This is a genomic window from Fictibacillus sp. KU28468, assembly GCF_026153615.1.
In the GTDB taxonomy this organism is placed as follows: domain Bacteria; phylum Bacillota; class Bacilli; order Bacillales; family Fictibacillaceae; genus Fictibacillus_C; species Fictibacillus_C marinisediminis.
The window spans coordinates 3,005,361-3,025,175 of record NZ_CP110666.1; the positions used below are offsets into that span (position 1 = coordinate 3,005,361).

23 protein-coding genes are annotated in these 19,815 nt (G+C 40.9%); 8 read left to right on the plus strand and 15 right to left on the minus strand.

Features of this window, described 5'->3' with window-relative positions:
- Positions 1–30 precede the first annotated feature (30 nt).
- A complete protein-coding gene (locus OKX00_RS15630; protein ID WP_053354957.1) occupies positions 31–273 on the minus strand; it encodes a hypothetical protein in 243 nt (80 codons plus the stop codon).
- Between the two features lie 129 nt (positions 274–402).
- Between OKX00_RS15630 and OKX00_RS15635 the strand changes: the two genes are divergently transcribed.
- Entirely contained in the window at positions 403–612 is a 210-nt protein-coding gene (locus OKX00_RS15635; protein ID WP_265407944.1) for a hypothetical protein, read from the plus strand.
- Here OKX00_RS15635 and OKX00_RS15640 read toward each other — a convergent pair.
- Positions 607–1,218 (minus strand): LysE/ArgO family amino acid transporter, encoded by a 612-nt coding sequence (locus OKX00_RS15640; RefSeq protein WP_265407945.1) that lies wholly within the window; start codon positions 1,216–1,218, stop codon positions 607–609. The two genes, OKX00_RS15635 and OKX00_RS15640, sit on opposite strands and share 6 nt — an antisense overlap.
- 94 nt (positions 1,219–1,312) lie before the next feature.
- Here OKX00_RS15640 and OKX00_RS15645 point away from each other — a divergent pair, with 94 nt between their 5' ends.
- Both OKX00_RS15645 and OKX00_RS15650 read left to right on the plus strand, forming a co-directional pair.
- Positions 1,313–1,666 (plus strand): DUF2512 family protein, encoded by a 354-nt coding sequence (locus OKX00_RS15645; protein WP_053354960.1) that lies wholly within the window; start codon positions 1,313–1,315, stop codon positions 1,664–1,666.
- Between the two features lie 145 nt (positions 1,667–1,811).
- A complete protein-coding gene (locus OKX00_RS15650; RefSeq protein WP_265407946.1) occupies positions 1,812–2,789 on the plus strand; it encodes an aldo/keto reductase in 978 nt (325 codons plus the stop codon).
- A gap of 23 nt (positions 2,790–2,812) precedes the next feature.
- On the opposite strand, the gene OKX00_RS15655 is transcribed toward OKX00_RS15650, so the two are convergent.
- Positions 2,813–3,127, minus strand: coding sequence for a LapA family protein (locus OKX00_RS15655; protein ID WP_265407947.1), 315 nt, complete (start codon positions 3,125–3,127; stop codon positions 2,813–2,815).
- 221 nt (positions 3,128–3,348) lie between these two features.
- Between OKX00_RS15655 and cspD the strand changes: the two genes are divergently transcribed.
- The gene (gene cspD, locus OKX00_RS15660; RefSeq protein WP_053354963.1) at positions 3,349–3,546 is read left to right on the plus strand and encodes a cold-shock protein CspD; all 198 of its coding nucleotides are present in this window, start codon (positions 3,349–3,351) and stop codon (positions 3,544–3,546) included.
- A gap of 39 nt (positions 3,547–3,585) precedes the next feature.
- On the opposite strand, the gene OKX00_RS15665 is transcribed toward cspD, so the two are convergent.
- The 7 genes from OKX00_RS15665 to OKX00_RS15695 form a co-directional block, all read right to left on the minus strand.
- Positions 3,586–4,374 (minus strand): alpha/beta fold hydrolase, encoded by a 789-nt coding sequence (locus OKX00_RS15665; RefSeq protein WP_265407948.1) that lies wholly within the window; start codon positions 4,372–4,374, stop codon positions 3,586–3,588.
- Positions 4,375–4,515: 141 nt separating this feature from the next.
- On the minus strand, positions 4,516–5,160 hold the full coding sequence (locus OKX00_RS15670) for a methanogen output domain 1-containing protein (RefSeq protein ID WP_265407949.1): 645 nt from the start codon (positions 5,158–5,160) through the stop codon (positions 4,516–4,518).
- A 277-nt stretch (positions 5,161–5,437) separates the two neighbouring features.
- Positions 5,438–6,400: a type I pantothenate kinase gene (gene coaA, locus OKX00_RS15675; RefSeq protein WP_091006140.1), complete on the minus strand. Its 963-nt coding sequence runs from the start codon at positions 6,398–6,400 to the stop codon at positions 5,438–5,440.
- 225 nt (positions 6,401–6,625) lie between these two features.
- Positions 6,626–7,567 (minus strand): magnesium transporter CorA family protein, encoded by a 942-nt coding sequence (locus tag OKX00_RS15680; protein WP_265407950.1) that lies wholly within the window; start codon positions 7,565–7,567, stop codon positions 6,626–6,628.
- Positions 7,568–7,968: 401 nt separating this feature from the next.
- Complete coding sequence (locus OKX00_RS15685; RefSeq protein ID WP_265407951.1) at positions 7,969–10,200, minus strand: histidine kinase dimerization/phospho-acceptor domain-containing protein; 2,232 nt, start codon at positions 10,198–10,200, stop codon at positions 7,969–7,971.
- Entirely contained in the window at positions 10,178–10,870 is a 693-nt protein-coding gene (locus OKX00_RS15690) for a response regulator transcription factor (RefSeq protein WP_265407952.1), read from the minus strand. Before OKX00_RS15690 ends, OKX00_RS15685 begins: the two co-directional genes overlap by 23 nt.
- Before the next feature lie 147 nt (positions 10,871–11,017).
- Positions 11,018–11,575, minus strand: coding sequence for a cysteine hydrolase family protein (locus OKX00_RS15695; RefSeq protein ID WP_265407953.1), 558 nt, complete (start codon positions 11,573–11,575; stop codon positions 11,018–11,020).
- 217 nt (positions 11,576–11,792) lie between these two features.
- Here OKX00_RS15695 and OKX00_RS15700 point away from each other — a divergent pair, with 217 nt between their 5' ends.
- Positions 11,793–13,259, plus strand: coding sequence for an Ig-like domain-containing protein (locus OKX00_RS15700; RefSeq protein WP_265407954.1), 1,467 nt, complete (start codon positions 11,793–11,795; stop codon positions 13,257–13,259).
- A 47-nt stretch (positions 13,260–13,306) separates the two neighbouring features.
- On the opposite strand, the gene OKX00_RS15705 is transcribed toward OKX00_RS15700, so the two are convergent.
- The 3 genes from OKX00_RS15705 to OKX00_RS15715 form a co-directional block, all read right to left on the minus strand.
- Complete coding sequence (locus tag OKX00_RS15705; RefSeq protein ID WP_156316231.1) at positions 13,307–13,444, minus strand: hypothetical protein; 138 nt, start codon at positions 13,442–13,444, stop codon at positions 13,307–13,309.
- A gap of 36 nt (positions 13,445–13,480) precedes the next feature.
- Positions 13,481–14,452, minus strand: coding sequence for a S8 family peptidase (locus tag OKX00_RS15710; RefSeq protein ID WP_091006122.1), 972 nt, complete (start codon positions 14,450–14,452; stop codon positions 13,481–13,483).
- Between the two features lie 524 nt (positions 14,453–14,976).
- Positions 14,977–15,813 (minus strand): DUF4037 domain-containing protein, encoded by an 837-nt coding sequence (locus tag OKX00_RS15715; RefSeq protein WP_265410560.1) that lies wholly within the window; start codon positions 15,811–15,813, stop codon positions 14,977–14,979.
- A 145-nt stretch (positions 15,814–15,958) separates the two neighbouring features.
- Here OKX00_RS15715 and OKX00_RS15720 point away from each other — a divergent pair, with 145 nt between their 5' ends.
- Positions 15,959–17,230: a DHH family phosphoesterase gene (locus OKX00_RS15720; protein WP_265407955.1), complete on the plus strand. Its 1,272-nt coding sequence runs from the start codon at positions 15,959–15,961 to the stop codon at positions 17,228–17,230.
- Between the two features lie 32 nt (positions 17,231–17,262).
- Here the strand turns inward: OKX00_RS15720 and OKX00_RS15725 are convergent, their stop codons facing one another.
- Together OKX00_RS15725 and OKX00_RS15730 are read right to left on the minus strand one after the other, a co-directional pair.
- Positions 17,263–17,562, minus strand: coding sequence for a DUF5658 family protein (locus OKX00_RS15725; RefSeq protein WP_053354972.1), 300 nt, complete (start codon positions 17,560–17,562; stop codon positions 17,263–17,265).
- Between the two features lie 88 nt (positions 17,563–17,650).
- Positions 17,651–18,277, minus strand: a complete 627-nt coding sequence (locus OKX00_RS15730; RefSeq protein WP_265407956.1) for a LysE family transporter — start codon at positions 18,275–18,277, stop codon at positions 17,651–17,653.
- 154 nt (positions 18,278–18,431) lie between these two features.
- Between OKX00_RS15730 and OKX00_RS15735 the strand changes: the two genes are divergently transcribed.
- A complete protein-coding gene (locus OKX00_RS15735) occupies positions 18,432–18,695 on the plus strand; it encodes a hypothetical protein (RefSeq protein ID WP_053354974.1) in 264 nt (87 codons plus the stop codon).
- A 37-nt stretch (positions 18,696–18,732) separates the two neighbouring features.
- Positions 18,733–19,764 carry a glycosyltransferase family 2 protein gene (locus OKX00_RS15740; RefSeq protein ID WP_256225411.1) on the plus strand — a complete coding sequence of 344 codons (1,032 nt, stop codon included), beginning with the start codon at positions 18,733–18,735 and terminating at the stop codon, positions 19,762–19,764.
- The last annotated feature ends 51 nt before the right edge of the window (positions 19,765–19,815 follow it).

Here is a 19,815-nt window from a genome sequence, read left to right on the forward strand (position 1 = left end):
TTACGCCTAAAAACCAGCTTTTAGCTTTTTCTAATATTCCATTTCATCCTCTTGCAGCGACGATTGCAAAGTATTCATTAAATCATAATAATCATCAGGCTTTTCAAATTGATCGGGCGCCCAGTTCTGTTGGATCCAGGAGGCCACTTCCGGTGCACTTTGAAAAACCTGTCCTGTTGTATCACTGTCTCGAACGGTATATATGTTGTTATCTACATCGATTGTTACATCACAAGGAAAGGCTCCATCTTTTTTGTACAAAGAGTACTCCATGGCAAATACCTCCTCCTTCAATAGGATAATTAAGTTATACCCAGTTTGTCTCACTTTTATGTTATTCCATTTCGAATAATGAATAATCTATCCGCGTACCCTATAAAGGTCTTACTTTAAGGAGGCCTTATGAAAAAGAAACAGCAAAAAACAGATGAAGCAATAACCAATGCACCAGATGAAAAAGAGTTTAGCATCGCTACAGGATTGAATACAAAACATCCACTGGGGTCTGACGCTTATGCCCCGGGAGATTCTGTGAACGAACATAAAAATTTAGAAAGCGCCAACCTTTATTTAGATGAAGGAGAAATTAGCCAACAGAACAATAATCTATAACAGCTTGATAATCTCCTTAGCAATATATAACGCAACTCCCCAAATTAAGAAAGCGGACAAGCGGTTTATGAACAAAAGCCGCTTCCCGTTTCCATCCCGTTCTCCAATCCACTTTCCTGCAAAAGCCAAACCGATAAACCACAGCCAGGAAACGGATATACACGCCATTGTAAAACCCAATTTCTCTGCTCCGCTATACACGATTGAGCTTGTCCCGATTACGCCTGCTGTATCCAACAGAGCATGCGGATTTAAAAGAGATACAGACGCGGCAAAGGTCACTTGTTTCTTCATGGGCAGGGCCGCTGCTTCACTGCTTTTTGATGGCTTACTTCTCCAAACGGACCAGCCCATGAACAGCAAGAAAAAAAATCCTCCCATAAATAGAATCATTTTAAGCCAAGAAAAACTTAAGATCAGCAATGAAACACCAAAAACAGCCAGCAGGATGAGGACTGTATCACAGATAGAAGCCGTTATGATAACAGGCAAAGCTTTTTTAAACTGCTTTTGGTTGGCACCTTGATTAAAAACAAACACATTTTGAACTCCTAAAGGAAGTATCAATCCTAACGCCAGCAGAAAACCATGTATGATCGGCTGCATCCTTTTCCCCCATTCCAACAATTTCTCACTCTAAAATTATGGCATAATTTCTTACCTATCGCAGAAAATAATGGAATGAAAAGGAGGTTTTTTTATGCAAAGTTTATTGCTGAAGATCATCAGCATACCGCTGATTCTTCTTCTGTGCACGTTTTGGTTTGAGAGTGTTACCTTTAACAGACCGCTGCCCTTCTTCATCATTACAATCATCCTTGCGCCGATTGCTGTTTTAATGGAATATGTATTTCTGCCCCGCCTATCCTTTTGGTCTGTTTTTGCAGCTGACTTCATCGTTTCTTACATTTTGGTTTACGCGATTAGTTCATTAATGTCCGGTGCTTATGTAACATTTTGGGGAACTTTTTTAATCGCCCTCACTTTTACATTGGTCGAACTGCTCATTCACAGACAAATCGTGGCTGATCATATGAGGCATTCTTATAATTGAGGCCTGACTAAAAAAAACTGCCGTAATCTTCGGCAGTTTTTTTGTCCTTCTCCAGACGGTTCATAAAAGTTGCAGTTTTGCCCCGGCTTGCCTACAATTACGGTGATTAAGTTAATATTATTCTAAAAAAGAAAGAGGTTATACGATGCGTACGATGCCTTTAGAAAAACGAGAAATCACATCTAGCCGTCTAGCATTAGGGTGTATGGGCTTTGGCGGCAATTGGGACCGCAGCCCCATTTCCGACGAAGAAATCTTAAAAACCGAAAAAGCAATTGATGCCGCACTTTCTTCAGGCATCACGATGTTTGATCATGCCAACATCTATACAATGGGTAAAGCTGAAGAAGCATTTGGGCATGTATTAAAGGGAAATCCAGACTTACGCGACAAAATGGTCATTCAAAGTAAATGCGGAATCCGCTTTGCTGATGATATCGGTCCTGGCCGTTATGATTTTTCTAAAGAACACATTTTGGGTTCAGTGGATGAAATTTTGCAAAGGCTTACGATTGACCATTTGGACATTCTCCTTCTTCACCGCCCTGATCCTCTCATGGAGCCTGAAGAGGTAGCAGAAGCCTTTCAGCAGTTAAAATCAGCCGGGAAAGTCCTCCATTTCGGTGTATCCAATATGAACAAAGCGCAAATCCAGCTTCTTGAAGCCTATTCAGACGAGCGCTTGATCGTTAACCAATTAGAGATGAGTTTAAATAAGCTTGATTTTGTCGATCAAGGCGTACATGTTAACCAACAGGCTGGAACGTCTGTCCATTTTGCTGACGGTTTGATTGAACATTGCATGCGGGAAGATATTCAGATTCAAGCTTGGTCTCCTCTAGCTCAAGGAATTTTTTCAGGGAACAGCTCTTTAGAATTGTCTGAAGCAGAAGCGAAGACCAAAGAATTAGTAGCAAAAATGGCCGCTGAAAAAGGAACCACGCTTGAAGCAATTGTCCTTGGCTGGCTCATGAGGCACCCGGCGAAAATTCAGCCAGTTATTGGTACGACCAACGTTCAGCGCATTAAAGATGCTGTAGATGCTGTCCGACAGTCCGAAATGATGACACGCGAAGAATGGTATGAGCTTTATGTTTCTTCCAGAGGAAATAAACTTCCATAAAAAGAGAACGGCCAGACTCAGGATTAACCTGGAGTCTGGCTTCGTTCTTCTACGCCTCTCTCTTTATCCACAACTACTTCTCTTTGCATGGTTTCATGCTTTTTCAGATCATGTTCAAGACGTCTCACCTTATTTCTCAACTGAACCACCTTTAAAATGCCAAAAAAGCCGACGGTCAATCCGCCAACGGCAGCCGATCCTAATATAATAAGGACAAGCGGCCATTTCACCGTTCCAAAAATATAATTAAATTCTACATCGTTGCCATTTACTACGGCAAAAACGGCGATCAACAGGGCAAAAAGTAAACCGAATATTAAATATCCTTGTGCCTTCATGATCTCAGCCTCCTTAGCACTCCTATTCCCCATTTCCTTATATTTTAAATTAAAAAGTGAATAAATCCTTAACTTGCTTGATAAAAAGTTTAAACCATGTTACAGTTATAACAGTTATTTTTGTTCGGTACATGACTTCTTCGCAGCGGTTTGCGTCTTGAATGATATTTGAGCAGGAATAGTAATAAATCGTGGGATTATCCACACAGGAGGAACATCATATGTTACAAGGTAAAGTTAAATGGTTTAACGCAGAAAAAGGTTTCGGCTTCATCGAAGTTGAAGGCCAAGACGATGTATTCGTACACTTCTCTGCTATTCAAGGCGACGGTTTCAAATCTCTTGAAGAAGGTCAAGATGTAACTTTTGAAATCACTGAAGGTGCTCGCGGACCTCAAGCTGCTAACGTTCAAAAGTAAGTGTGATTATAAAAGACTCCTGATTTCAGGAGTCTTTTTTTATTTTACCTTTTTCATAAAAGATTTTATTTCTTTAATAAGCTCATGTGGAGATTCGTACATTCCCATATGGCCAGTTTCCTTTAAAAGGATTGGTGTAATCATCTCACCGGAAACTGAAAAGGTTTTTTCAGAAGGAATAACTTGATCACTGTCGCCTGCCACAAGGAGAACCGGCATTTTTGCTGATTGAATGACATCATTCCGGTTGGGCCGGTTCTTCATCGCAACCAGTGCACAAATGGCTCCTTCGGCGGGAGTATCATAGCCAATATCCTTCGCTCTGTTTATTCTGCTTTTCTGTTGAGTTCCAGCAGCGAAAAGTTTCGGAACGAGCTGATCGATGACCCCAACCATGCCATCTTCTTTAATCTGGGCAATCTTCTCGTCTCTCCCCTTCCTGCCTGCTTCATCATCAGGAAAAGCAGTTGAATGAATAAGTGAAAAACCGTTCAGCCTGTTACTTTGATGGTCTGCAAAAGCTAATGTGATATAACCTCCTAAAGAATGGCCAAACATCGTTACCTTTTCTAGTCCTAGATGCTGGAGTAAATCTTTAATATCTTCGGAAAGATCTTCTACTGCGCACGCTGATTCACTTATCGATGATTTCCCATGACCTCGCAAATCGGGAGCGATCACTCTATAATCCCTTGCCAGCTCAGGAATGACTTCCTCCCAATACTGATGGCTGCCGCAAAAACCATGAAGCAACACCATTGGATCTCCTTTACCCTCATCGATATAAGACATTTTTACAGATCTGAGGTTGGCTGTTTTTAATTTCAAGGCTACTCCACTCCTTCTGTATGTACTCTTATCTTTTACCTATTATTCAAGCTTTCAAACTAGAGGAACCATGATCTTGATCTTTTGCCTAATAAAAAAAGCGCATGGTTTTTCACCATGCGTTAAATTTCATCAGGGTTTTTAAGCTTTTTGTTCACTGCCGCTTTCTTTTACCTGCTGTTTCAATACTTCCAATTCATCTAATAATTTTACCAGCATGTCATCGCTTCGCCTAAGCTCTTCGTTCAGCATCTTTATGGTTTCTTCTTCCCACAAAAAAGGATCCGCATTAACTGGAGTAACCGGCAAGTCTTCAAAAACCAAGCCATCTTCCGTTTCATTCGGAGAAAAATAGATGGCCACTTCACAGTTGGATTCACCAAGAGCAATTCTTTTCCTGAGGCTTACTTTACCGTAACCGAATTTTCTTGCGGCAATTCCGCCAAATACACTGGATGTCATCATACAAAGATGAGGAGCATCACGAACTACGCTTCCAAATGGACATGAATTGGCTTTGACGACCACACAGTTTTTTTCTACCTTGACAATCTCAAAATGGCCGCCGATTCTGTTTTTTATATCAATAATGACATTTGCATACTGATCTATTGACCAAGGGGCGGAATTTTCATTATAAAAACTCTCGATCCATTCCCCCGTACGTATACCGATTTGCCGAATATACTCCTCGGCAGCAGGCCCTACCGTTTTACGATGGAGATAGGCATATTGTGTGATAAGCTTTGCCAAAAAAAAATGACGATTTAAGCCTTGATCTTCCATAACATCAGCTCCCATGCTGGTTTTCGATCAAAAAGTATAGTGGGATATATTGGTATCCTGAAGATAGTAAGTTACTTTTTTGAAAGTATTGTTACTTTACTCCAAAAACAAAAAATAGAAAAGAGAACTTTGTATGAATTTTTCTTTTTTACCTTTTCGACTCACCTATTTGTTTAATACCCTCTTATGTATCATGTCATGTCCTTTTAGGATATTTTTTTGTTTTTTCAAGATAACAAAAAAAGACCCTTTATTTGGGTCTTTTTTCGTTCATCCATTACATCTTCCGCATTTTAATGCCGGAAACCGAATGATTTTTTCCTTTTTCTAAAATCAGATGAGCCCTGTACTTCGTAGGAAGAATGTTTTCACGCAAGTTTAATCCATTGATGGTGTTCCAAATATTCAACGCGAACTGGATGGCATCATCATCTTTTAAATCAGCATATCGATGGAAATACGAGACCGGGCTTTGGAATGCTGTGTTTCTTAGAATTTTAAATCGCTCAACATACCATTTCTTGATCTCTTCTTCGTCCGCATCAACATAAAGGGAAAAATCAAAAAAGTCAGAGACAAAAATCTGCGGTGTTTGCTTATTCCGTTTTTGTTTTGGAACCTGCAGGACGTTTATTCCCTCCACAATAACAATATCAGGCTCTGATATCGTCTGTACCCGGTCAGGCAAAATATCATATTCCAAGTGGGAATAAATTGGAGCCTCAACGTCTCGCTTGCCCGATTTTAGTTCGGATAAAAAATGAATCAGACCTTTTAGATCGTAGCTCTCCGGAAATCCCTTCCGACCCATAAGTCCCCTTTGCTCCAGAACAGCATTCGGAAATAAAAAGCCATCCGTCGTTACGAGCTCAACTTTCGGTGTATTCGGCCACCTTGAAAGAAGTGCCTGAATGATTCTTGATGTCGTGCTTTTTCCGACGGCTACGCTCCCCGCAATCCCTATAATGAATGGCGGCTTTTTTATTTGTTTTCTCAAAAAAGCATTGGACTGCTGATGAAGCTGCTGTGAGGATGTGACATACAGGTTCAGCAGCCGGCAAAGCGGCAAATAGATGGAGGACACCTCATCTAGAGAAACGTTTTCGTTGATTCCCTGAAGCTCCGATATCTCCCACTCCGTTAACGGCTGTATATCGGCCGAATACAGGCTCGCCCACTCGTTTCTTGAAAAAGAAAGATAGGGCGAGAACGACTCATTCTCTAACATCATCTGGCTCATTGCTGGCATCTCCTTTTTGGATCACTATGCTTAATATTCTATATAAACGGTCATAGGATACTCATACGTTTAAAAGTTCTTTCTATCGCTTTACAATGTTAACACAATTTTAAAGATAAGATAACCTGATTGTAAACCCAAACGGCTTAAATAAGAAAGCGTTTTCTTTCAAAAACGTAAAAAGGACCTCCTATAATAGGAGATACCTTTTTTATCCATAATCTTTTATTTGCGAAAGAAACGTTTTTTCCAAAAAATAAAGGAGACGAGGCCTGAAAGTGTGAATGCCAAGCATAGACTTACGAAAAATGCATGGGGATACTTTTGAAACGGCAAAGGAATATTCATGCCATAGAAACTCGCCACCATGGTAGGAAGAGCGAGTATGATCGTAATGGAAGTTAAGAATCGCATCTCCACGTTCAGGTTATTCGAAATAACCGAAGAAAAAGCATCCATTAAACTTTTCAAGATATTTCGATAAATCAGGCTCATCTCAATCGCCTGTTTATTTTCAATAATAACATCCTCAAGAAGATCCTTATCCTCTTCATACATCTTCAGATAGCTGACTTTCAACAACTTCTCCAGTACAGCATCATTCGACTTAAGTGAGGTCGCAAAATAGACAAGGGACTTTTCAAGTCTGAGCAGCTCAAATAAATCCTCATTCTTCAATGATTCTCTCAGTTCATTTTCGATCTGCTCCGTTTTCCGGTTGATCTGGCGCAGGTACCGCAAATAGTAAGTTGCGATCATTTGAAGCAGCTGAAAGACAAAGCGTGTTTTCTTGTAGGTATAAAAATTCTTGACTTTATGTTTTGCAAACAACTCCAGAATAGGGTTCTCCCTTAGACAAACGGTAATAAAGTGAGAATCAGTTGAGATCATGGCAAGCGGAAACGTATCGTACTGTATTCCATTTTCATCAGAAACAAGAATTGGAAGGTCTACGATAACGCTCACGGTGTTTCCTTCTTTTTCAACCCTGGACCGTTCTTCTTCATCCAAGGCATCTCGTAAAAAATCCGGATCAATTCCAATTTTTTCTACAACCAAATTGATTTCTTCATTGGTAGGTGCAATCAAGTTAATCCAGCACCCTTTTTTGATATCTTCCATCTCTGTCATTTGATTGGCACTGTCAGTGTGATAAACATTTAGCATATGATATACCTCTTACATTCAGTCTATTCCTATAATAAAACAAAACCCTCCAAAAAAGTAAACAAAATATTTATTTATTGTTCTCTCCTTACCATAACAAACTTCTCTTCTTCATGCAGGTTTTGTTTGAATCTTTAACATGAGGCGTAACTTTGCCTACAACAGATCCTCCTTCCAACGATTTTTGAAGTGGAGTATCAACAGCCTGAAGCTGCTCGGTGTTTCGACGATTATATCAGGTATTAAACTTGATGTAGCTCAGACAGCAGTCCAGCTGGGAATTGGCCTTTCCTCCGTCAAAATTATGAACAATCTTGAGAGACGCCCTTTATAGCATCGGTTTTAGGATACAATAGAAAGACAGAGAAGAGGACCTTTTTGAAATAAAAGGCCCCCTTTCTTTATGCTAAATCAAGTTCAATGGTTACTTTGAAAAGATCGCCGTCTGCTTCAACGTCCATGCTGCCCTCGTGAAGATCAATAATGGATTTTGCGATCGCCAGCCCCAGTCCAGAGCCTTCTGTATGACGAGAGGTATCTCCGCGCTTGAATCGTTCAAACAATTCTTCTGTGTTGCCTCCCAATTCATATTTCGAGACATTCTTAAAGAAAAGAACGGCTATATCCTGCCTTTTTTCAATCGCTATATACACACGTGTGTTCTCAAGAGAATATTTAAGGATGTTTCCAATCAGATTGTCAAACACCCGCCAAATTTTTTGTCCATCAACATACGCATCAATCGGCTGTTCGGAAGCAGACATCCTGATTTGGAGGGTTGATTGTTCAATCGCTTCATCGTACTCAGCCAATGCCTGCTGCAGCAGCTGAACGATATCCACTCTAGCCTTCATAAGTTCAATACTTCCGCTTGCCATCTTGGAAGCTTCAAACAGATCTTCTATCAAAACCTTTAACCGTTTTGACTTTTTATCAATGATCTGCACGTAGGCTTCCCTGCTCTCTCCATCTAGATCAGGGGTCTTTAAAAGCTCTGTATACGTAATAATGGAAGTCAGAGGGGTCCTGAGATCGTGGCTTACATTTGTAATCAGTTCTGTTTTGAGCCGTTCACTCTTTGCCTCCGATTTTTGGAGAGACTTAACTCCATGTTTCAGCGTATTGATATTTCGGGCCAAACCTGCCAGAGCAGAACTCCCTTTCGCCTTTAAATCCGGCTCCATGTTCCCTGCCGCAAGTTCGCTTGAATGGAGGAGGATTCTGTTGAAATAAGAGATTTTTTTGAGCGAGAATAACAAAACAGGAACCGTTACGACCATAAATAGAACAAGATATAAACCGACCAGCTGAACTTGATATAAAACAAAGCCTACTCCAAATCCGGATGCGAAAATGACGATTAGTAAGATCAAGTATTGGAAAGCAAGACTTCGAAAATGGAAGAACTTCTCTAAATCATGCCAGAAACGATAGGTTAAAGATGTTTTCCAATATCCTTTAGTCCAACCGCTTTCTTTCCATTCGGAAATGAGCCAGATCAGCTGGATGAGGGTCAATCCAGTAATAAAGGTTGCGAATCCAATAGTGATGACCGCTTCATCAATCATACTGACATAAGATCCATAAATATTGTAATCAGTCGCAACCCCAAGTGAGATAAAGAACACAATAGCAGAAATAATCATACAGCCGATTTTTAGATCAACAGGTATTTTTTTATAAAGCGTTATATAGGGTGAGTGAGCGATTAACCGCAGCATCTGATGTTTTTTTGCCTGCCAAATAGTGACACATAAAGCGATCAGTCCTGCCGCACTATAAAGGAAAAAGAACTGTTGGTTTCTTTTGAACATTTTGTACTGATCATATAACATGCTGTCTGCTGGCAAAGCCTTCGGGACACCAATTTTCCCTTCTAGAACAGAATGATCATCAGCCAGAATTCCCATGGCTGCTTGTTGTGAATCCCCCTCATCATATAAAGAAGGCGAATAATCAGAAATGGACAAGTAACTATTTTTTTCGCCAGTATAATTTTGCAGGTACAGCATATTACTGCTTTCCAGCTTTTTGTATGCATCTTCTTTATTAGCTGCTGTTAAATTTGTAAAAACTTCTGCTGTTTCATTGTTTTGCAAATAATATTCAAAAGAAGATAGCCACTGCTGGAATTCTTGTTGAACGGCTTTCTTATTTTCAATAAATTGATCGATTTGCTCTTCTTTTTCTTTCGTTACTTTTTGCTTAACATACTTATCGCTTTCAAAGTTCTTTTGAATGTCTTCAATCTTTTTATCTCTTTGTTTTTTAAAATAAGATTCCAGCTTTTTATCATGGTTCGTGTTGGCTTCTTCAAGCTGGGGTCTGAACTGGTCTTGTATGCTTGAAATTTGCTCCGATAAGTCACCATTTCTGTATCGGTATTCCTTTATTTCCTCTTTGGAAACCGTAATTTTACCCTTGAGCTCCTCACTCGTCAGGTTACTCACCTCATAGATATGAAGGTAGCCTAGAAAGGTTTCGAACTCACCCTTAAATTCATCTGTTTCAAAATAACTTTTTCCCATATAAGTATCCCAATGATTCAGAAATGCCAGCGTACCGCTCAATCCTATCGTAAATAATATCACCCAGGCCACCTGGCCAAGTTTACTTTTCCATCTTGTATCCAATTCCCCATACCACCTTTAAATATCTTGGATTTTTCGGATCGATTTCGATCTTTTCCCTGATCTTCCGAATATGTACGGCGACCGTATTTTCTGCATTGTAGCAAGGCTCCTGCCACACCCTCTCATAAATATCATGAATGGAAAACACTCTTCCAGGATGGGACATTAATAGCTCTACAATCTTGTACTCAATAGGGGTCAGCTTTACTGCTTCCCCAAGAACCGCGACTTCCCTTGCCTCTTTATCAAGAGTAAGCCCATTTAGGTTGATAACATTACTTTTGCCTTCATAATTCCCTAACGTCATGTACCTTCGAAGCTGTGATTTCACTCTGGCGATCAGCTCAATCGGATTAAATGGCTTTGTCATATAATCATCGGCTCCGATTTGAAGGCCAAGAATTTTATCGGTATCTTCACTTTTGGCACTCAGCATGATGATGGGGATATTTTTCTGTTCCCGGATTTTAAAGGTTGCTGCTATGCCGTCAAGATGAGGCATCATAATATCCAGTATGATTAAATGAATGGCTTCTTCATTAAGCTTTTCAATCGCTTCAAGACCGTCAGCGGCCTGAATAACCGTCATCTTTTCATTTTTAAGGTAGATCTCTATCGCATCACGTATTTCTTTTTCATCATCTACAACTAGCACGGTGAATTCGCTCATGGTTTCTCACACTCCTTTCAAAATTATATCATGTTCCTTTTTTGGAATTACCTGTATCTTAACCTGTAAATCTTAACAATCTCCGAGCAAAATTCTTAAGACTTTCTTAATAAAAAAAGAGACCTTTTATAAAAGGTCTCCTGATTCCTATCGGTAGGTATCATGTGTTGGACTGAATAGGTCTTCTTTTGAGCTTCTCACCATGGAAAAGTGATCAACATTGTTGTGGCCATGAAGGGTTTTGTTATGATGTGCGATGATCTGTTCGGCATTGAGTACGTTTGAGTTCGTTGTCGAATGCCCTTCTTTTACGAGCGTCACATCAAACCCTTGAACGGTTGCTGTCCTTACTGCCGTATCAATGCAATACTCCGTTTGACAGCCCATAATGACGAGGTGTCCGATCTCGTTTTCTCTTAAATGATCCAGCAAACCGGTGCCATGAAAGGCATTTGTTGCTTTCTTATCAAATACAGGGGATCCGTCGGGGACATTGATTTTCTCATGAACAAGAAATCCTGGCCCTTCTCCTGAACTCACATCTACATCTCTGACAAAAAGGATGTCCACCTTTTGTTCCGACGCCTGTTCGATCACTTCATTTATCGTGTTTATCAGTTGTTCTTTTTGATAAACTCCTTCATATTCTTTGTTTCCATCCATTAATTCCTGCTGGGCATCAATGACTAACAAAGCTTGTTTCAAACAATCATCTCCTCAAATTTCACTAAACGACAATATTCCTTTGATTTCGTTCATATCCATTTGCCATATAGACCGCCTCCTTCAGAATGCGCTATCCATTAATTCTACAATAATTCTCCATTCCCCTTCTTATTCCAATACCTTCAATTATTTTACACAATTAACCTTGTAAATTATGGTAGAATATAAAGAGATTAATAGAGACGGAGGACAGGAAATGAAATCTTTGCTTTTAAAGGCTGGTATGGCAGGCTGCCTCGCCATCGGTCTGTGGCCTGCGAATGATGCACATGCTGCGGAAACGAAGGATATCCAGGTAAAATGCACTTCATTCGGCACTTTAAAAAAAGGAACCAATCCCAGTTTTCAGCATATGAACTGTTTGCTGACAAACGCAGCACTCCAAGCCGGCATACCACCGGAGATCGTGAAGGCTGTTGCCTCAAAAGAAAACAATGGATGGAAGCAGTTCGATAAAAAGGGTCAGCCCGTCATCTCACATGATAACGGTATTGGTATTATGCAGATTACCGTTCCGAAAAACTATGATCCTGTAAAACTAGAAAAGCTAAAATATAGCATCCCGTACAACATAGCTTTCGGAGTTAACCTTCTTGCCTCTAAGTATAAGAATTCCGAGTTGCCTGCTGTACTGCCAAAAGACAAGAGTGTGCTTGAATCATGGTACTTTGCAATCATGGCCTACAATGGCATTAAACCAATAAATAGCCCGGTGGTTCAAAAAACAGGAAAGCCGAATACAAATGCTTACCAGGAAAAAGTAATGTCTCTCTTGAATGCGGACAGTTTCTTAGGGAATACAAACCTCCAAAAACCAGCATTCTCAACAAATGATTTTCAATATGATCCAACCAAATCTGACAATATTAAGTTTATAAAAAAATCTTACAGCATAACCAAAAGGCTTCATGCTTCAAGATATTTAATGAAGAAGAACGACAAAGCCATAACTAGCTGGGATGACCCTTCATTCACACACGTGAAGATAAGAAAAGCTCCAACCACAGAAAGCTCTTCTAAATACATTAAAAAAAATACCCCTTTAACGATCACAGACACCTTTAAGTATGATCAAACACCAAATAGCATCAATCAGTTTGTCTGGTTTCCTGTAACTGTTCCGGGTGAAAAGGGCACATGGTATATCTCATCTGCTTACATCACCAAAGCAATGTCCAAGCCTTCTGTCAATCCAGTCGATGATAATGATACAAGTCTTTCAGGTAAAGCACCAAAAGGCATGAAGGTAACAGTCAAAAAGGGGAGCAAAACAATCATCTCCAAGAATGCTGACTCAAAAGGTGTTTTTAAACTTGTTATTCCTAAACAAAAAGCCGGAACCATACTATCTGTAACCTATCAAGACAGCTTGAATGCGGTTAGTCCTGCTTTCTCCGTTAAAGTCGCTGATAAGACAGCACCTTCTGCTCCAAAGGTTTCTGCCATCACCTCAAAAACAACAACGGTAGGCGGCTCAGCAGAAGCATACTCTACCGTTCTAGTAAAGAAAGGTAAGACAACGCTTGGCAAGAACGTTGCTGACAAATACGGGAAATATAAAGTGAAGATGAAAGCTCAAAGAGCGAGTACAATTCTTTCCGTTACAGCAACCGACAAAGCAAAGAACACAAGCAATGCTACGACTTATAAGGTTAAAAAATAAGCAGATAAAAAAGCTGATCTCTTCGTGAGGATCAGCTTTTTCTATAATTACGCCCGTTTACGTTCGGGCCGTTCCTTATTTCGGTGAGCGGATGTTTTTTTGCTTCTGCGGTTACGTTCCTCCACCATTCTCAGTGTAAGCATGGCAAAGCTGATCATTAAGGACAATACCTTATACACCGCCATCAACAACATCCTCCCTTTTAAAATGGGATTGTCATTTTACTTTGGAACGGTTACATTTTTTTCTTCTTTCTGGCTAGCTTCTTTTCTGGATTCCATACCCAAATAAAGTAAACCATTGCCTTCCCCTTTTTTGGTAAGTCCAATGGATTGTGTATTTTTACAAAGCTGGGCATAAATCTCTGGGTCGGTGAGTTCCCTGCCAAATTCGGCTTCTTCTTTTAAAATCAGTACAGCTAATGCACCTGAAACGTGCGGAGTTGCCATGGAAGTTCCTGACAGCTTGGCATACTTTTCACCTGGATACGTGGAAAGCACGTTTACGCCGGGTGCTACTAAATCAATCTCATCGTTCGTATTCGAAAAGTCCGCCAAATGCTTTTGTTCATCCACTGCGCCTACTTGCACGACTTCTTTATAATAGCCTGGATAAGCATGCTCATCTGACCTCTCACTTGAATCTCCTTCATTTCCAGCCGCGCAGACAACCATCACATTGTTGGCTGTAGCATTCTTAATTGCCTCATGCATTTCAGGTACATCGTCAGGCCCACCCAGGGACATGGACATCACCCTGACTCTTTCTCCATTCTCCCCTCGCCATTCTACAGCGTAGTTAATGGCGTCAATGATTCCCTGGTAGCTTCCGCTTCCATCAGCGCCGAGCACTCGAAGAATTAAAAGTTTCGCCTCTGGTGCTACTCCTGCAACTCCAAGCTTATTAATGGATGCTGCTATCGTACCGGCAACATGTGTCCCATGATAGTGTCCATCCAAATAGTCTTCTGGATCATCGCTGGTAAAATTCCTCCCCCCAATGACACGGTCTTTTAAATCAGGATGATTTACATCACAGCCTGTATCAAGAACGGCAACGACAACATCTTTTCCCTTATTTCCCTGATCCCACGCCGCAGGAGCGTTGATCATTTGTATACCATACGGAATTTCTTCACCGGCAGTCTGCAGCACTTCTTCTAACTTAAAAGGAATTAAACGAACTTCACTCATAAGTCCTTCCTCCTTTATATAGGTGATGATACAACAGGTAAAGATGCAATAAACATTGAAAAGTGACAGGGAGCGGTAAGTGTAAATAAGCTATGCCTTTAAAAGAATCTGGAATAACCGTTGCCGGCTGCCTCCCTTCTTTTGACATTAACTTCTGAGGGGTATGGGAATAGGTGTTTGCATCATTTTAGCACTATATTTGTCCAAAAACAACCGTTTTCAGAAAAATGAGAATTTAGTTCTATTCTAGATTCAGAGGTTTCAGGAAAAAAGCTTGAATTCTATATTTTCTGCTGTTTTCCCGGGTCATTAGATTCAGAAAATAAATAAGCGGGAGCTATTTGCCCTCCGCCTCGTCTTCTGTCTTTTTCTGATTCTTCTGATGCCCTTTCCAGCTCTTATAAGATAAAGTACAGGAAAATAAAAAGAACACTGCTGCTCCAAACCAGAGTTTATATCTTTCAGGGATTCGATCCATGTAAGGAATGGAGAAATGAAAGTATGAAACTACTATTTCCCTCCTCTTACTGGTGATGAGGCCTTGTGAATTCCGCCCGTTGTCTTTTCTCCTTTACCGGCAAGTACGGATGATGACGTTCTGCAAGTGCAAACACTTCCTCGGTGAGTTCCTCAAGTGCTGTTAAACTGTGCTGGGGAACGCCCGTTAAAATGTCAGAAAATCGTGCATAGAGATTTTCCGGAGCAATTTTCATCTCCTTGATGCTGTTTTCGATCCACTTGAATGCTGGATGATGAACATACATGCTATTCAAGCCGAAGAGGACACCGAGCAGCTTTTTTTGTACAGCTGTAAGAAGATCATAATACATAAGCCAATCCTCGCGGTCGAACAATGCCCTGCGGTTATTCCAGCGGCTTCCAAGTTCCAGATTTTCAAGAATCATGTATTCAGCAAGAAGCACAGGATATTCTTTCACAAGTTCCTTTAGCTGTAACAATATATCGTCTTTCTCATACAAAACATGTCCATCATGAACAGAAGCAGCCAGACACTGAAGGTCATAATTGATATTCCCTTCTTGCACGACTTGGCGGATCACATCCTCAACCGTTTTTACTAAAAAATTGCTGATCTCGAATTTGATGCCCGCTGCAAGGTACGTTTCTGACCATTCCTCATCTTCATATGGAAAGAAATCGATGACTTCCCCTTTTACTTCCTTTATTGGTTTTAGCCGATCTTCATCATTCGGTGCTTCATTCCATAAGATATGCAGTTCAATATCTGAATGGCTGTCCTCCCATCCTCTTGAAACGGAGCCTGCAAGAAGGACACCCGCTATCTTTTCATTTCTTTGATAGACTTTAGCCATTTTGTGGGATTGTTCTTTTAAATTGATCATGTTTACTTCCTTTCACCTGTAAAAAAAGATGGATAACTCACTATTATTTCTGCTGAAGTGAGAAAAATCCTTTTTTCGGTTGAAAGAAAGGGCTCGTGCCTATACTATTGAATATGGAATTGAGAAAGGAGGCGTTAGTGAAATGAAACTTTTTTCACATAATGACCTTGATGGGAAGTCATGCGGCATCGTTGCCATGCTTGCATTGGGAGAAGAAAATGTAGAAACGTTCTACTGCTCGCATGATAATATTAATCGCCGTGTTTCTGATTTTTTGCTTGATCCAGAGCAGGAAAAAAAACCGGTATACATAACGGATATTGCAGTAAATGATGAACTCGCTGGAAAACTTCAGTCACGGTACGAAAGTGGGCGAGAAGTGCAGCTCATCGATCATCATGTGACTGCCGATCATTTAAATAAATTTGAATGGGGTCTTGTTCAGACAAAACAAGAGGATGGCAAGCTCACCTCTGCTACCTCTCTCCTTTATGAACATTATATAAAGAAAGGGCTGTTGAAGGACCAAGGAGCATTAAAAGAATTTGTAGAGCTCGTCAGACAGTATGATACGTGGGAATGGTTTGAGAATGAAAACGAAAATGCCAAGCGGCTAAACGACCTTTTCTATTTGCTGCCTCCGGGTGAATTTGAAAAAAATATGCTGGAACGGTTAAAAACAGAAGAACACTTCCATTTTTCCGAAACGGAAGAAACAATACTTCAGCTCGAAGAAGACAGCCGAAAAGCGTATATTAAGAAAAAGCAAAGACAAATGGCTGAAACATGGGATACAGTTTACAAGACAGGCGGGGAACCGTATCGAATCGGAATCGTTCATGCGGAAAGCCATCATTCAGAGCTTGGCAATGAGCTGAACCGCGAAAATCCGCATCTTGATCTGATCGTGATCTTAAACATCGGCGGAAAAAGAGCCGGTTTCCGTACGATATATGACCACGTCGACGTGTCAAAGTATGCAGCACAGTTCGGTGGCGGCGGACATCCGAAAGCCTCTGGATGCACCCTGACACCTGAAGGATTCCAGCGCTTCGTTCTTCCTGCCTTTGAGATTCCGCCAAGACGTCGTGATGCACACGACAACGAATGGAACGTGCGAGAAAATGTCTATGGTACACTATTTATTAATTACAATAGAGAAATTACAAACCTCTTTCAAACAAGCGACAAACAATGGAAGCTTATTCATAACAGCCTTCCCGTACCGAAATCATTTGAGGAATTCCAGTCTGCAGAAAATTACTTGAAACGACAGTACAATTCATGGCTTATGCCGGATGAAAAGTATATAGACTACATCAGTTCCAGCCTGGGGATTTCTCAGGACAAAGTAACTTCAGATTACAAAGAAATAATGGACAAACATCGATCCTTCTTTATCAAGGAATCATAAAACAAGCGCACAGACTGAGTCTGTGCGCTTCTTTATTGCATGGACAAAATCAGCAGTATGTAGATATGCCAGCCCATTATTAAAAGGTAGACAAAAAAAGCAATGTAAACAAAAAACTTTATCTTGCTGCGAAGCGGTAAAAAAGACAGAAGCAAAACAAGGAACGAAAACAAAATTTTCACCGCTATAAAGGCAAATGGATGAAAATCAAAGAGAAGCCGCATGACCGGGTTTAATTCTTCCCCGCCGTGCTTCAGAAGCCTGTAGGTCAGGAAAGCATCAGCCAGATTGAATAGTGCAAGTAAATAGCAAATCCATTTATAGAGTCTCAACTTCCTGCCACACCCATTGGCTCATCTCCCTTCTCTACCATTGTATACCCAAATGATCCTCTATATTATCTTCTCAAAAAGGCACTGCCTAATTCCATAAAAATTTGAAGGCCTGATATCCGAAATAACAGCCAAAGCAGATGAGTGAAAGGCCAGATATATGTGAGATCAATTTAAGCAAGGAATCTGCCAAATACCGCCTGAAACTGCTGGCTACAAGAGCCATCGTAAAATCCCAAAGCAAAATTCCGCTGAAAATCGCCCCGCTGATCAGAAAAAGCTGCTGTTTATGATAAGTCGCCGCTGTCTCTGCCAGAACAGAACCATAAATGCCAAGCCAAAAAAGTATAGTCAGAGGATTGGTCAGTGACATGAAAAAGCCTGATAAGAAACATCTCCATGTTTTTTCGCTTCCCTGCTTTTTTGAAAGAACCATCACTCCAGAACTTTGAAAGCTTTCAATGCCTGTGTAGATTAAAACAAAACACCCAAACAGCCAGAGAAAGGCTTTGATGACGGGAGCATCCAAAAAATGAACCAAACCCATATAAACAAGAGCCATGTAGATTGCATCTGCTGTCGTTGCTCCAAGTCCCACCATCCAGGCATGCCAGAAACCGCTTCGTATACCTTTATCCATCTGTGCAGCATTAATTGGTCCAATTGGAGCGGCCAACGACAATCCTAAAAGCATGTATTTAAGTAAAATCCCCACTGAAAACCTCCGCCTGTAATTTCTGTTTGTACAAGTTTATTCAGCTATCAGAACTTGTACGCCTTTTTTGTGATGGGATTTATGGCATAAACGTATAACAAAATTCTCCAAAACACATGTTAAGAATAAGAATAATAACAGGAGGAGTCGGCCGATGGATCATCAAAACCTATACAGCAATGCTTTAGAGTGCGTAGAGAATGCAAGAAAAGCCATTGAAGAATCACAAGGAAACAACAATCCCGAAGAATTCCAGCAGGCGAAACAATTGCTGGAATATGCCCACGAAATGGTTCAGCAATCCCGACAAACGGATGGATTGACAGAGGAACAGACAAAGAGGCTTTTTCATGCCCGTGAACATCTCCGTCATTTACAAGAAACAACAAATGCCATTGAAGCCACCCGTTACGAGTAAGCGGAGAGATGAGAAATAAGGAGGTCTTTACCATAGAATGAACAGTAATCGATTGCCCGTCTTGACGATTGTGGTTCCTTGCTATAACGAAGAGGAAGTGCTCATGATCACCGCAAGGGAACTGACATCCATACTCAAAGAAATGATTTCAGAAACACTTATTTCTCCAGAAAGCAGCATGCTCTTTGTAGATGATGGAAGCAAGGACAAAACATGGGAGCTTATTACCGCCTTACATAAAACAAACCACCATGCGAACGGAATTAAACTGGCGAAGAATGCCGGTCACCAGAACGCCCTCCTTGCTGGAATGGATACGGCAAAAGCCTATTCTGACTGCATTATCACAATCGATGCTGATTTGCAGGACGATGTGCAGGCGATACGCCAATTCATCCACAAGTATCGCGCAGGACATGATGTAGTTTACGGAATACGAAGAGAACGGAAAAACGACACCGCCTTCAAACGGCATACTGCTCAATGGTTTTACAGAGTTATGGAAAAGATGGGAGTCGAACTCATCTATAACCATGCCGATTACCGGCTGCTGAGCAAAAGAGCGTTAGAAGAACTTGGACGGTACCGTGAGAGAAATTTCTTCATGCGCGGGGTCGTCCCCCTTCTCGGCTTTTCTTCAGCAGAAGTTTATTATGACCGGAAAGAAAGAGCTGCAGGAGAATCGAAATATCCACTTCGGAAAATGCTCGCCTTTGCGTTCGACGGAATTACATCATTCAGCATCAAGCCAATCCGCTTCTTGACCATTTCCGGCTTCTTATTCTTAGTGTTCAGTGCAATCGCAGGGATTTTCGCTATAGTTCAGAAGTTTAACGGATACACTGTACCGGGCTGGACATCCATCATCCTGTCCATCTGGTTCATTGGCGGACTTCAGCTGATGGGAATCGGACTTGTTGGGGAATATGTTGGAAAAGTATTTAAGGAGGTCAAGCACCGGCCGCGTTATGGTATAGACAGCGGACTTATCAGAAATACCTCACAACCTAAAAAACCCTCTGCCACACCCCTTCGTACCCGGCTGAGGTCGAGCAGAAAGCTTTCCTGACTCGCTCAATACGTGTAGCATCCACCACCGAAGGGAAAGGATAAAGAAGGG